The organism is Paenibacillus sp. CB74 (assembly GCF_055687625.1).
Map to the genome: position 1 here is coordinate 4,346,471 of NZ_CM146009.1, position 14,975 is coordinate 4,361,445.

10 protein-coding genes and 1 rRNA gene are annotated in these 14,975 nt (G+C 40.7%); all 11 read right to left on the minus strand.

Annotation, left to right across the window (positions count from 1 at the left end):
- Positions 1 to 215 precede the first annotated feature (215 nt).
- A 16S ribosomal RNA gene (locus tag ACX9NY_RS19255) occupies positions 216 to 1,767 on the minus strand.
- 517 nt (positions 1,768 to 2,284) lie between these two features.
- Positions 2,285 to 3,019 (minus strand): LytR/AlgR family response regulator transcription factor, encoded by a 735-nt coding sequence (locus ACX9NY_RS19260; protein ID WP_339239689.1) that lies wholly within the window; start codon positions 3,017 to 3,019, stop codon positions 2,285 to 2,287.
- Between the two features lie 24 nt (positions 3,020 to 3,043).
- On the minus strand, positions 3,044 to 4,393 hold the full coding sequence (locus tag ACX9NY_RS19265; protein ID WP_472474480.1) for a sensor histidine kinase: 1,350 nt from the start codon (positions 4,391 to 4,393) through the stop codon (positions 3,044 to 3,046).
- A gap of 212 nt (positions 4,394 to 4,605) precedes the next feature.
- Positions 4,606 to 4,773, minus strand: coding sequence for a cyclic lactone autoinducer peptide (locus tag ACX9NY_RS19270; RefSeq protein WP_339239685.1), 168 nt, complete (start codon positions 4,771 to 4,773; stop codon positions 4,606 to 4,608).
- On the minus strand, positions 4,736 to 5,338 hold the full coding sequence (locus ACX9NY_RS19275; RefSeq protein WP_472474483.1) for an accessory gene regulator B family protein: 603 nt from the start codon (positions 5,336 to 5,338) through the stop codon (positions 4,736 to 4,738). Before ACX9NY_RS19275 ends, ACX9NY_RS19270 begins: the two co-directional genes overlap by 38 nt.
- 257 nt (positions 5,339 to 5,595) lie before the next feature.
- Positions 5,596 to 6,267, minus strand: a complete 672-nt coding sequence (locus ACX9NY_RS19280; protein WP_339239681.1) for a 4'-phosphopantetheinyl transferase family protein — start codon at positions 6,265 to 6,267, stop codon at positions 5,596 to 5,598.
- Positions 6,268 to 6,278: 11 nt separating this feature from the next.
- The gene (locus tag ACX9NY_RS19285; protein ID WP_339303950.1) at positions 6,279 to 6,935 is read right to left on the minus strand and encodes a hypothetical protein; all 657 of its coding nucleotides are present in this window, start codon (positions 6,933 to 6,935) and stop codon (positions 6,279 to 6,281) included.
- Entirely contained in the window at positions 6,913 to 8,508 is a 1,596-nt protein-coding gene (locus ACX9NY_RS19290) for a non-ribosomal peptide synthetase (protein ID WP_339303951.1), read from the minus strand. Before ACX9NY_RS19290 ends, ACX9NY_RS19285 begins: the two co-directional genes overlap by 23 nt.
- Before the next feature lie 14 nt (positions 8,509 to 8,522).
- Positions 8,523 to 9,248 carry a thioesterase II family protein gene (locus ACX9NY_RS19295; RefSeq protein WP_339239675.1) on the minus strand — a complete coding sequence of 242 codons (726 nt, stop codon included), beginning with the start codon at positions 9,246 to 9,248 and terminating at the stop codon, positions 8,523 to 8,525.
- Positions 9,249 to 9,262: 14 nt separating this feature from the next.
- Entirely contained in the window at positions 9,263 to 10,480 is a 1,218-nt protein-coding gene (locus tag ACX9NY_RS19300; RefSeq protein WP_472474486.1) for a beta-ketoacyl synthase N-terminal-like domain-containing protein, read from the minus strand.
- Positions 10,477 to 14,970: an SDR family NAD(P)-dependent oxidoreductase gene (locus ACX9NY_RS19305; protein ID WP_472474488.1), complete on the minus strand. Its 4,494-nt coding sequence runs from the start codon at positions 14,968 to 14,970 to the stop codon at positions 10,477 to 10,479. Before ACX9NY_RS19305 ends, ACX9NY_RS19300 begins: the two co-directional genes overlap by 4 nt.
- Positions 14,971 to 14,975 lie beyond the last annotated feature (5 nt).

Genomic DNA, 14,975 nt, shown 5'->3' on the forward strand with positions numbered 1-14,975 from the left:
CCGTTTTTATTGAAACTTGTTATACACAAGTTCAGCTAAAAAGGAATGTTCTAATTCGCATTTACTTTCGTTTCGATATCTAGTTTTCAAAGAACAAGCTCCATGCAAAAGCAAGCTGTTTGAGAGTTTGAGCTCTCAAAACTGAGCAACGAGTGAGTAGTTTGCAGCTAAGCTGCGTATTTGAATGTTTCCACTCGGGAAACGATTCTCCATAGAAAGGAGGTGATCCAGCCGCACCTTCCGATACGGCTACCTTGTTACGACTTCACCCCAATCATCTATCCCACCTTCGGCGGCTGGCTCCTTGCGGTTACCCCACCGACTTCGGGTGTTATAAACTCTCGTGGTGTGACGGGCGGTGTGTACAAGACCCGGGAACGTATTCACCGCGGCATGCTGATCCGCGATTACTAGCAATTCCGACTTCATGCAGGCGAGTTGCAGCCTGCAATCCGAACTGAGACCGGCTTTTTAGGATTCGTTCCACCTCGCGGCTTCACAGCCCGTTGTACCGGCCATTGTAGTACGTGTGTAGCCCAGGTCATAAGGGGCATGATGATTTGACGTCATCCCCACCTTCCTCCGGTTTGTCACCGGCAGTCACCTTAGAGTGCCCATCCGAAATGCTGGCAACTAAGATCAAGGGTTGCGCTCGTTGCGGGACTTAACCCAACATCTCACGACACGAGCTGACGACAACCATGCACCACCTGTCTAGCATGTCCCGAAGGAAAGGACTATCTCTAGCCCGGTCATGCTGATGTCAAGACCTGGTAAGGTTCTTCGCGTTGCTTCGAATTAAACCACATACTCCACTGCTTGTGCGGGTCCCCGTCAATTCCTTTGAGTTTCAGTCTTGCGACCGTACTCCCCAGGCGGAGTGCTTAATGTGTTAACTTCGGCACCAAGGGTATCGAAACCCCTAACACCTAGCACTCATCGTTTACGGCGTGGACTACCAGGGTATCTAATCCTGTTTGCTCCCCACGCTTTCGCGCCTCAGCGTCAGTTACAGCCCAGAGAGTCGCCTTCGCCACTGGTGTTCCTCCACATATCTACGCATTTCACCGCTACACGTGGAATTCCACTCTCCTCTTCTGCACTCAAGTCACCCAGTTTCCAGTGCGATCCGGGGTTGAGCCCCGGGATTAAACACCAGACTTAAATGACCGCCTGCGCGCGCTTTACGCCCAATAATTCCGGACAACGCTTGCCCCCTACGTATTACCGCGGCTGCTGGCACGTAGTTAGCCGGGGCTTTCTTCTCAGGTACCGTCACCTTGAGAGCAGTTACTCTCCCAAGCGTTCTTCCCTGGCAACAGAGCTTTACGATCCGAAAACCTTCATCACTCACGCGGCATTGCTCCGTCAGGCTTTCGCCCATTGCGGAAGATTCCCTACTGCTGCCTCCCGTAGGAGTCTGGGCCGTGTCTCAGTCCCAGTGTGGCCGATCACCCTCTCAGGTCGGCTACGCATCGTCGCCTTGGTGAGCCGTTACCCCACCAACTAGCTAATGCGCCGCAGGCCCATCCCCAAGTGACAGATTGCTCCGTCTTTCCAGTTTCCTTCAGGCGAAGAAAACAATTATTCGGTATTAGCTACCGTTTCCGGTAGTTGTCCCAAACTTGAGGGCAGGTTGCCTACGTGTTACTCACCCGTCCGCCGCTAAGTATCAAAGAAGCAAGCTTCTTATCAACTCCGCTCGACTTGCATGTATTAGGCATGCCGCCAGCGTTCGTCCTGAGCCAGGATCAAACTCTCCAATAAAGTATTGAAAAGAGCGATAAGCTCATTTTGAATCTGACGAGATTAAACATCTCATTTGTGCTCCAGTCGATCCAAGCCAAGGCTTGTCTCAAACTTTCGCGTTCATTCTGCAAGCAGAATGTTTACTCACTCGTTGTTCAGTTTTCAAAGATCAAACTTGTTTCGTTACCGAATGTCGTTCTCTTTAGCAACTCTTATATAATATCATGTCCGAACCAACTTTGCAAGCTCTTTTTTTAAGTTTCTTTCGAAGCTTATTTCATTCGCTTGCCGCACCGTGTATCTCGTGTTTTCTTGGCCGGACTAATAATATATCACGCCAGATCATCAATTGCAACACTTTATTAAAAATACTTATTTAGTTGCAGCCCTTCTTGGCTCATCACCTTTCTCTTCATTAATAAAATATGTATAGACACATATTTATGAGTATAAGATTCATTTCTACTTCAAACATAATATTAGCCCTCATTTATAATAGACTGTAAGCAGCCATAACAAATGAGGGCTAATATACTCACTTTTGAACGATATCCTTTAATCCTTTCAAAAACCGACTGGAAGCATAACAGATCTGACCGTTCACCATCTGAATCTCCCTCGTGGCAAAATCAATTTCTGAAATATTATCTTTATTCACTACATACGAGTTATGACAACGATAAAACCTGCTGTCCATCTCAAGTAAAGCTTTCAATTTTCCATAGAACTCAACTTGACGATTTTTAGCATGAAGAATCACTTTATGTAATTGCGGAGAGGTTTCAAAAAATAAAATATCGTTGTACTCAATACTGATGACTTTATCGCCAGACTTTGTTTGAAATATTTTACGACTGTTTTGTTTATTTTGAACATATCGCTGATTTGCCGTATTAATACATTCGATAACCCGTTTTTGTATATCAGTGAAATTATCTTTTGTAATATAGTCCATTGCTTCTACTTTATAAGTAAATGTTAGATAGGTCAGCTCTGAATGTGTCGTCACAAATACTATGGCTCCCTGAGTATCATATTGACGAATTTCCGCTCCGAGTGCAATCCCACTCTTCTCTTCCTGAATGTCTACATCCAAAAAATATAGACCTGTTGTATTATTTTGCTGGAGATATTCAATAATATCATTAGAATGTGCAGTAGAGACAACAACCTTCATATCTAAGTTCTCTATCATAATATAGTCCGTTACATATTTGGTTAAACGTTTGCGTTGTTCTTCATCATCTTCACAAATAAAAATCTCCAGCATGCCCTTCCCCCCACTTAAACTGAGTTATCCTAATATCACACTGCTCGCAGATCTATTGGCATCACTATTGAACGAGGGCTCGAGCACTTCTAATATTTGAATAAATGTCTTTTCTTTGCGCTCCGTATCCAAAGCAACGCCCTTGCACTGTGAAACCATCTCTTTTAAGTTGCTAAGACCAAGTCCACGATTGTTGCCTTTGGTTGAGAAGCCCTTTTCAAAAAGTTTATATAATGCAGGAGTTTCCTCTCTACAACTGTTCATAACCACAATTAATATGCCTCTTTCGTTACGAATCAGTGCTAAATTCACAATCGGTTCGTCACAATGAATCGCTTCTTCGATAGCATTATCTAGCAAAATCCCTACACATCGGCATAATTGAATGGAATCCATATTGATGTGCTCAATAGGCTCAATCACCTCAATTACCGCATCAATGTTCAACTCTTGTGCTTTAATCATCTTGGCAGATATGACACCTTTTAATTCCTGTACTTTCAGATTATGTAACGGCCCTAACTTGTATGTATTAGACTGCATCCCTTGGCTGATTGGCATAATCTTTTTTTCAAAGTAAATTTGTAACTTTTCCATATCTTTATTTCGAATAAATTCAGACATACTCAGAAGAATATTAATATAATCATGTCGGAATTTCTGCATGTCAGTATATAAGTGTTCCAAATTTTCCGTGTACTCTGTTAATTGTTCATACTGTTCCTGTCGATTCTGAAGTGCCGACTCTTTCATAACTGTTCGAGTTAATGCAACGAAAACTCCAATTAACAATGCAAAATAGAATATAAAAAGAATACTATTCGCTTGAATGTTCTCATCGGAAAAACCTTGTCGTTGTCCTATCCATATGTTTATATAAAAAATCACAACAGTAAAAAAAGATAGTACCGTTAGGTATAGACCATATCTTTTTAAAAAGATATCATGATTACTCCACTTCATAAGTAATACCCTAACTATTGCGCTCATTAGAAATGTTAAAAACATAATTCCGGTCACAGAGAGTAACATATAGAACGGATTATTTTGAAGAGATACATTAGAACCGCCAATAACCCTGATATTTATTACACCACATATGTAGTCGCTTATAACCATAAAAATAAGCGTAATCGTAGGAATTAGAAAGCTAAGAATGAACTTTCTCAATTTGTAATACACACATAACATTAGAAATAATAAAACTACAAAACTACTTGCTGATCCCATAACTAAAAAAAAGAAATATCCTAGAAGGATTGAAACAGTAACCATAAAAGCAATATACTTCCGACTAAATTGATTCTTCAACATGATAGGAATAGACAAACTAAAAGTTACCATTTGAATTATAGAACCAATAATCAGCAACATTATCAATTACCCTTCTCTCTATGTGATAAAGATTGAGCGATTCTTGCCTGAATAAATTCTGAATCATTAACAAAAATTAGCAGGAGTCCATAATCATGATTATATGAAATAATGTAAAATTTATCAACAAAATAGTCTATCTTACTGTTTCACCAGTCCATAGCTGGGTACAAAGTAAGATAGACTATTAGGATAAATCAGGTAATATTTAACTACTCCTTATTACTCAACAACAATTCGCTCGGGATTTTAGACTCATAATTAAAAAGTGAACAGCTCGTTTCCATCGCTATCTCTCCACTTTTAATCGCCATTACCTCCATTGATTTCGCTACATTATTCTTAAATCCGTCCAACAGCATCTGTTTCATATTTTTCATAATTTCTAACACTCCTCTTAAGTATTTTGTATGTTACGGGAAGAATTGAAATGATCTGTAACAACATGCCTGTCATCATTAATGTTTTCACCGTATGACTTGGACATAAAAGTGCAATTAAAGTGAGAATTACTGCTGTTCGTACAGAAGCCATTCTCAGTTTCTTTCTTCTCTTCGCTCCAAGAAGTGGGAATTTGTCAGTATCTGCTGGCGCATATCGATACAAAAGCACTGCAGAGATCAATCCAGTAATTAAAACCATATCGTTGCCAATCATTATGTATGAGCATATGTAGGGTAAACCAACGAATAACATGATGCTGATCATGCTGCACCTGAAGCTTGTACTGGCATGCAATCCAAATGATATTCGACGGACAGCATAATATGTAGCATGTACAATTAACGTTTCCAGAAGCATATTGAATAAGAGAGCCAGACCATAGACCAAAACACTTTTCATGGTATTAATTAATAACGTTTCAATACCAAGCTTCATCTTTAAGTATCGAATGTGTTCTCCATCACGCTCCTTGTTAATCCATAGTGCAATCTTACTAGCCAATGTTTCCGTTAAGCTGGTATGTACTGCGGGTTGTTCTTGTATGTTGATCACCTCTCTGGTACTAATTATAGGGGAGTAAAGACCTATACATCCGTTCCCTTCCTACTATTGATTCTTTCCGTCACAAACGTACATGATCTGCCTTCACCTATGTCATAAGCGCTTCATAATGTCACGTAACTGCATGAAAAGACAAAACCACCACGATTTCGTAGTCTGTACGACTACTAACCGTGGTGGTTTTTCTATTTCTTGATTCAGGAAGCAATGAGTAATCTCAGTACCTCCCTTATATCAACTTTTTGCGGTACAACCAAACTACATATTTCTTTATCATCTTTCATAAAGCTATAACCTGTAAGGAACGGAAATCGTTTGAATTGTATACGAAACACTTCTTGTCCATGTATTAATTCTGAAACAACTTCACTTATCTCATAGATTGAATAATCAGCTAGAAGTCCCATTTTCAACGCTTTCCCCAGTGCCTCTTTACAACTGAAGAAAATATAGGCAAATTGTAAAGCTGGGTAAAGATGTTCTATAAGTTTTTTCTCGGCCTCACTAAGCATCTCTGCAATCGGGATATCTGAACGTATGGTCTCTATATCAACTCCGACTACGTTATCCTTGCTGTATAGTACAGAAAGAGCATACGTCTTAGAGTGACTTAATCCCACTTCGAACAGATTGTCATGAATCAGCGGAAAACGCAGACTCCCATATTCAACAGAGATATTATTCATCTCCCCATGATATGAGGGAAATTGATCCTTCAGATTTTTTTTAATAGCATATCGCCCGACCAGAAACTCTTTCCTTCTGCCTTCATTGGTTATGTTATCGTATATTTCATGCTCATAAGGACTCAAGATGTCGTCAGCCTCAATCTCTTGCTCACTAATAGCAATCAGATTTGGAGTAATCATACGCATTCACCTCAATGTGCCAGCATTCTTGATTTGAAATGCAACATATAGAGCACTAGCAAATCAATGATAAAACCTGCATTTACCAACATTATAAATCCAAGATAAATACTCTGGCCGATAGAATCAATTGGGAATTTAACAAGAATAACTGCTGAGATCAAGAGACTCACGGCTGCACACCAAGGTACTACTTTTGAAGATCTGTAATGAACTTTACGATAGAGCCCCATAGCAATCATCAATATACCGGGAAGAAGCAGTGACTCCTGTATATTGAAAAAGTTAACATCACCATTTCCAAACGTATACACGGGGAGTTTTATACACAACAGAATACCTGTAATAATTAATAGATTGTCTATCCATTTACGATGTTTTCCAAGCATGATGGCAAACCAGGCTGTAAAAATATTCAGGTAGGATAAGGTAATAACGAATAATGAGAACACAATTCCCCCAATGAACCAATACGTTTCCGACGGAAGAAACTGATCCTTTCCTACATAATGGAGAAAAAGAGCAATGTAGATACCCACTACAATCAGTTTTAATCCCCAGTACCACTTCATGCTTCCCGTAAATGTTTTCCTAAATGAAGGGTCTTGACCTGCATGATGCAGTTCATACTTTCGGAGCAGAAAATCATAAATTGTACGCTGCATCATATTCTTCTCCTAACATTTTGGTAATCTCATTGACTGTCGGATTCTCAATAATATCAAAGAAACTGAGATCACTGTGGAACGAATGATTAATCTCTCTTGCAATCTCCCAGATCGTAATTGAATCGATGGCGAACTCAAACAAATTGGTCTGTTCAGTGATGTCCGCATTCAAATACCGCTGTAAAATTCGAATAAGTCTTTTCGTTTTGGTAATAAAATAATGCTCATACAACGTTTTAGTATCGGTCTTCCCGTTCCCTGTCAAAGGCAATTCGCTAACATAAGCTATTTTGGACGGGATCATGTAAATAGGAAGCAATCGTTTTAGTTGGCTAGCTATATTTTCTTGGCGTGTTGTAACAGCAAGGTAGATTTTTTTATCCTGTACAAAAGCATGACAGTTGGAGATACCCAACGACTTTACAGTAGATTCGATTTCCTGAAGATCAATGCGGTAACCATTAATTTTAACCTGGGTATCTTTTCTTCCCATATAGATTATTCGGCCGTCTGCATTCACTCGTACAAGGTCACCCGTCTTATACACAGGTAGGCCATTCCAGCTAATAAAAGATTCCTTCGTCTTCTCGGGATTACCAAGGTATCCTAAGGCTACTCCCTCTCCTGCTGCGTAAAGTTCCCCTTCATTACTCATCTCACCTTGCTCATTAACGATATATACTTCCGTTCCGAAAATTGGCGTTCCTATTGCAATCTCGTCCACAGAACCTTCCATTACATCTAGTGTAGTGAAAACAGTGTTCTCCGTAGGTCCGTATCCGTTAATAACTTTCGTAAATGGCAGGACCTTCTCCACATGTGACAAGCTTAGCTGCTCCCCGCCCACAATAACATGACTTAATTTCTTGAACATTTCAGGTTTTTTATCCACCCAAAAATTAAACAAGGAACTCGTTATCCACATGATATCAATTTCTTGTTGAATTCGTTTTTCAACCAGATAAATGTTCAGAACCTCTGTTTTGGAAAGTAGCGCAATGGTCATGCCACTAAGCAATCCCCCCCAGATCTCAATAATTGAAGCATCAAATTCCAGAGGACTGATATGAGAGATGGTCTTAGCTGCGTCCCATCCCAAACGATCTTCATGCAATAATCGCACCACTCCACGATCAGGAATTCCCACTGCCTTGGGAAGGGATGTTGTTCCCGATGTGAAAATGACATAACACATTTGATCCTCTGTTCTCGTTACACCTGACCACTCTTCCATCCTTTGATGATCTACCTCAAAAACAGATTCGATGGTTATCTTAATGTCCAGTGTTTGTCTCATATACTCCTTACGAGTCTCTGGATAGTCTTTATTAATAACCGTATATGCTGCACCATGTTTTAATATGGCGATCATTGCAGCAATAGCTTCTATGCTTCTCTCCAGTTCAATAGCAACAATATCATTAACGGATACCCCTTTTTCTTCTAGCCAGTCATAGTACTGGTTCGACAATGCATTCAATTCACCATAAGTAACCATACGATTCGTTTCGGAAATGGCAATCTTGTTCTTATACATCTCCACGCTTTGCTGAAGCATTCCAAGTAAACTCATATTCTAACCCCTCCTCAGATAATGGTCTTATTTGAATTAGTAATAAAATCAATAACATCCAGACTGACTTGATTCTGGTGGTCATATAAGAAGAAATGTCCAGAAGGGTAGAAATGATACTGTACATCATTCTCGGAAAGGTCTGTCCAATAATCTTCATCGGCGACAGACAGATCCTGCTGACCTAGAAAAACAGCAATTTGAACCTTCTCATCAAATGTATAGCTCTGATAGTTGTTGACGACATTGTACGTATTCACTGCATTAATGTCATGGCGAAGCGCTGGCAGAAACAGCTTACGCATCTGTGCAGAATCAAACTGCCTTTCTTTAATCAATCCGTAATGTTTGCAGCGTAGAAGAAGTTCCTCATCTCCTGATAAATCCTCATTTCGAATATCTATTCGATGAGGCGGAGTAGCGGCCATAAAAATTAGTTTGACTATGTTGTAGCCTTCCCTGATTAGCATTTGTGCAACTTCATAGGCAACAATTGAACCCATACTGTATCCAAGCAACATGATTTCTTCTTCTTTATTCATTGTTGCTGTAATTCTCATGTATAGATCGGCCGCATTCTCTTGAATGGACTGATACGCTGTCTCAGAAAACCGTCTCCCATGCCCAGCATATTCCACAGACATGATCTGCATATGGGGATACTTGTTTTTGATTTGATTTTGTAGTTCAACAAATACATTTACATGAGCTCCAGCATAAGGAAAACATATCAGTTGCATGTCTATTTCCTCCTCTATCCTTCATCAGGATTCATATGAATGACTAAGTTATACACGTTACCATGCATTGAATACATGGGCATTGTAATCCAAGGATAGTCATTCACTTGAGTCGTCCATTGATCCGGTTCTATCTTGCCTATATAGGAGTTTGGCTGAGTAACAACTCTACCCTGTAGCTCTGTGTTATTTTTCTTCGATTCCAGCAAACGACATAATCCTATTAGTCCATAGTATCCAATCATGTATTGAGCATGCTGTTTGAGATATCCTCCCTTTAAACCAGGGAATACCTTCTGTACATTTTTCAAACAGGAAAACTCAGCAGTATCATCGATCTCATTAGCTCTTCCATACAGGTCCATAAATATCTCATCTGTAGGAAGTACCCCGGCATCTGCCAGAGATTGAAGCACCAGTTTTTTAACTGCATTGCGATTAATTACAGGACTTCCCATAGTGCCTGCGGTGATATCTTTAATCTCAGCAAGAATGTGATCTCCATCTGCAAGGGCTTGCTGCCTTTCTTTAATTAGAAAGGCAACGCCTCCTTCTGAAAAATAGTGCCCCGAAGCACCTTGTTCGAATGGTTGAGTGAATCGATCAGAACCAAACCCAAAGTTGGATAACTCATGGGGGAATGGCATCGTACTAGCGCAAGAACCACCGACCAAGGCTGTGTTAAACTTCCCCTTTTTAACGGCGTTATACCCGCTATATAAAGCCCCTATACCTGAAGTTGATGCTTCGCTTACCATCTGAATTGCTGGCGGCCTGGATAAACGTAGCATTTTCAGATATGCCAACGGATCAAGTAACTCTATAGCCTTCATGAAATCAACACCCTGCATTCCCAAATAGGCCGATTTGGATATCAAGTCTGTTTGTGCACTTCCGTTGGATACCAACACATCGTGCTTCGTTGTCACGACATTCTGATTGATGAGCGACTGAAACAACGATAGTGTGATTCTTTCACTGGAGAGCAAATATGTTGTTTTTTCCTCATCTATGCCTTCTAAAGCAAATCTTTCTTCAATGGATGGATAGAAAATCCCATCGAATGAGCTAGCTCCGTGGAAATCTTGACTAAAGCGCTCGCTCAACTGCTCTATTCTATTTTCCCAGAGCTTGTCCTTGCTATGGAGAAGCTGCTTCGCTTGCGAATCATCCTTCGCCGGCATATCCCAACGGTAGTCTACTATGACGACACGAGAACTGGATTTACTCATGCTGCAGCCTCTTCCATCAGCTCTTTCACATATTCACTTAACTGCACAATCGTCGGGTAGATAAATACATCAGCAACCTCTATATCAATGTTAAACTGCTCTGCAATAGGCCCGTAAATACCAAATGCTTTGAGAGAATCTCCACCCAGATCGGTAAAGCTCTTATGCACATCAATCTCATTAAGATCAAGCACCGAAGCAAATACGACGGTAACAAACTTCTCAATATCATCCTGACGATCCGTCCCAGTTACAGTTAAAGAACCATAATCCTTGATCTGATAAGGACGAGCCTCCTCCTCTTCCCCTTCCACATTATTTCGAGATTTCCCATCACTGTAACCGCTTGGTAACTGGATATATGCGCCTAAATATTCTTCGACCTTGGATGTGTTAAATTCACCTGCAATAAAACCGGAGTCTCCCGCATGAAGCGAAAGTTTAATATATTCTCTGCCCTCCATGTTAGTAACAGATTTCATTAAGAGATGTTCATCCGCGGCATCCAGATCTCCGAAATTAAGGGCCATTCCCGTTTCTTTCCATCCCGGCCACTGTATTGCTGTTATTAACGAATCAGATAGTGCCGTCCCTTCCAAAAATGCATTAGCCACGGTATAAGAGAACTGGCCGGCAGAACCTGTAATTGTAGTCATTGAAGAACTGGTAACAAAGAATTGTAACTTGTCTACGTCGACATACTTTTGAAGCAAAAGTGTACCCGTAACCTTTGGTGCTATAATATTTTTGAATTCATCCTCCGTTTTGGAGAACAACATGCCTTCCTCTGGAACTCCCGCCAAATGAATAATTCCAGCTATATTATATTTCGCTTGAATTCTAGTTATAGTTGTCTGTACTTCAGACTCATGTGAAATATCGCAAGGGTAGAACTCCAGGTCAGCCCCTTTAGATATCAGCTTATTCAATTTATTTAGTTTGCTGTCTTCATATGGTGTGCGTTCTTGTTTGGAAGCGAGGGCTGCTTGGATATCCGTACGTCCCAATACCGCTATGTGTACTTCGGCATTCACATCGAGTAGCTGCTCAATATATTCAAGCCCGATACCCCCGTAACCCCCTGTGACAATAACGCAGTCATCCTTCAACAAGTCTACAGATCTCTGCTTCAAATCTTTATTTTCGATGAGAGATTCTTCGTATATGATTCCATCATTAACAATGACTTTTTTACCGTCCAGTTCACTGCGAGCAGCGACCTTTAACAACTCGGTAATATTAAACTCGGAGATCTGAATCATTTGTGTGGTGAAACCCGTATTCTCCAAACCCACAATCCGACCTGAACTCAGCATTGCATATTGAAGCGGGTTAACTTGAAGCTCGTCTTTCCCCAAAGCAAGACCCTGATCAGCTGCAAAAATTAATTTACCGCCTCTCTTGAGGAACTTGTTAGCTGTCTTGGAGAATAGGAAGTACTTCATCATCTCATCTTCAATTTTCCCGGGATCAGATATGTCCAATCCAATCCACGGTGCATAAACTACCAGATCATATCTAACCCCTGTTGTTATCTGATCTAATTGTTCATAATTCACATGAGTTATTGTAGAAGATTCAGGCGTTGAAACCAGATCATTGCATATGAGCAACACTTGTTTGTCTCCCCAATGTTCTTCTTCTCCACCTGTAAACTCAACCGTTGAACGTCCCCACCCAATAGTATGAAGATACGGCTTAAATAACATATTAGCAAAAGACTTCATAACATATTTATCTACATAAGCAACTAGATCCCCCTGATCATTGTACACATGGATGTGCGCAGTGATTACATCATGATCACCGGTAATGTCATAAAGAAGTTCGGTGACGGAATACATCTTCTTGGTGAATCTTACTCCTGTATAGGTAAACCGACCATAAGACAAGGGAAGATATGTCTTCTGGCGAGCCTGAGCCCGTTCATATACCATAGCCCCCAGAATTCCATCCAACATGGAAGGGTGCAGATGGTAGGCGTCAAGATCTTCAAGGAACTCCTCTTGCAGATCAAGTGAGAGAAGCAATTTGGAATCGGCCATATGAACCATCCGGAAGTCCTGAGCGATAAAGTTCCAACGTCCTTTGAAGAAGTTATTTTCCTCTTCTGTACTTCCCATCGTTGTAGGTTTCAATTGATTCTGTACCTCTGAGGACAAATCAAGCTTATGCTTCTCCATTACTTCCTGAGGTTTAAGTGTAAAGACCGCATGAGTCGTATACTGCTCCAGATCATCATTCTCGTACGAGAGAACCTCAATATCCAGTTGCTTAGCAGACAGTTTGTTAACATGAATCAGGAAACGTTTATCTGTTTTATCATCGAGCTGAATCAGATTTTTGAAATACAACTTTTCTAACGTGAACGCAGGTTCGTCAAAGTATAAGGAAGCTAACTCAGCAGCCAATTCGGTATAGGTGGTACCCGAGAACGTACGCTTACCTCCAATCCGATGATCATCCACGAACCAATCATCTGGGGATAAGTTGACTTGGTACACATCCGATTTGGCGGATCTGATCACTTGCTCTTGAATTAATGTCGCTTTCACTGGAAGACTTGGACCTGATTGAACAGGTGGACTATATCGTTTAACTGTAGCCCATAGAATATCAGATTTGAATTCGTAACCTGGTAATGTTACAGTTCTGGCCTTCTCATATGGATATTCGTCAAATGTCGTCTCGTACCCATCCAGTTTGAGTTGAATAAGCTCATTCAAGTCAAATTGTCTATAGTCTGTTTTCAATTGATAATGGATAAGTTTTTTCATATCCGTTGTTACTTCACGATCACTGGTCGTAAAGATTTCGTCTGTTGGCACTTGGCCTTCCAGCAATGTTATCGCCGCTCTTACTTTTGTTATGAATTCTTCCATTGAATTAGCTTTGAAACCAACTCCTGTATTAAACCAGTTTCTTCTATGAATAAGGGTATATGAAATATCTTGTAGTCTATATTCGCTCATGTATTCTTCATGCCGCACGTACTTGTACAACATCTTGATTAATTGATTAGTCGATTGTGCCGTGAAAACAAATGGAAAGGTATGTTGATTATGATCTGATTCGCTTATAGCGTGCTCATATTCCTCAAGGATCACATGAGCATTGGTACCGCTGAATCCAAAGGAACTGATTCCTCCTCGACGCGGGTACTTTCCTTTGATCCACTTCTCAGCCTGAGTAGGAATGTAGAATGGACTGTCCACAAACTTGATATATTCATTCGGAGCTTCAAAAGAATGGTTGGGGAAGATTTCCTGATTGCGAAGAGCCAGCGACATCTTAATCAATCCGCCTACCCCTGCTGCTCCTACGGTATGACCAATATTTTCTTTCAAACTTGTTAATGCACAAAAACCGCGTTTGTTCACATATTTTTTATATGCATCCGTTAGCCCTCGAACTTCAATCGGATCGCCAAGTTTCGTGCCCGTTCCGTGTGCATCAATGTAATCCACCGTTTCAGGTGAGATATGGCTGCTTGTATAGGCATCCAGTAGAAGATCCTTTTGAGCATGTGGATTAGGGGCGGTCAAACCGTTAGATTTGCCATCACTATTAATCATGCTGCCACGGATAATAGAATAAATGTTATCATTGTCTGCTATCGCATCTTTCAACCTTTTCAGAATGACAATACCGACACCTTCGCCAAAGATCGTTCCTTGAGATTCGGCATCAAATACTTTCAGGAAGGAACGCGGTGTCTCCACATTACTGTATTGATCGAGTACGCTACCTTGACGTGGGAATAGTCCAAGAGCAATACCGCCAACAATTGCTGTATCAATCTCTTTATCCCGAAGTGTTTTCAATGCTATATGTGCAGCGACCAACGAGGAAGAACAAGCTGTATCAACGACAAACGAACCTCCGGACAAGTTATATATATAATTGAGACGACTTGCCAGTATACCTTCCCAGTTTCCTGAGTTTATATGATTGGAGTCCTCTTCAATCTCAGAACGATAACTTGCTGTAATGGATTTGTCTTTGCCTACATAGATAGCTGTTTTGCTATCCTTAACATCGGATAGGCGAATACCTGCATCCTCCAAAGCAAGATAGGAGTGCTTCATAACCAAACGATGCGTGGGATCAATATATCTGGCTTCGTCCTGACTGATACCGAAAAATTCATAATCAAAGGTATCAATATCATCGAGATAAGATCCCTTTTCTTTACACAATCTCTCCAGGAATTCCTCTGGTGTGATCTTTAAATGTTTGGCTCCGTTGTGCAGATAAGTGTGATCTTCGGGAATATAAGCAATTCGACCTTTGGGAAATTCCTTAAACCCCTGCTTTCCATTTTTAACCGTTTGGTAAAACTCAAATGTATCTTTGATATCACTGTATTCGCATGACATGCCTACTATCGCAATATCATCTGGAATAATCTCTTCTAATAAGTCTTTGCCTACTGCTGAATCAAGTTGGCCCTTTTGAATCTGACCGAAGATATACTCACTCGCCTTCATGTTCA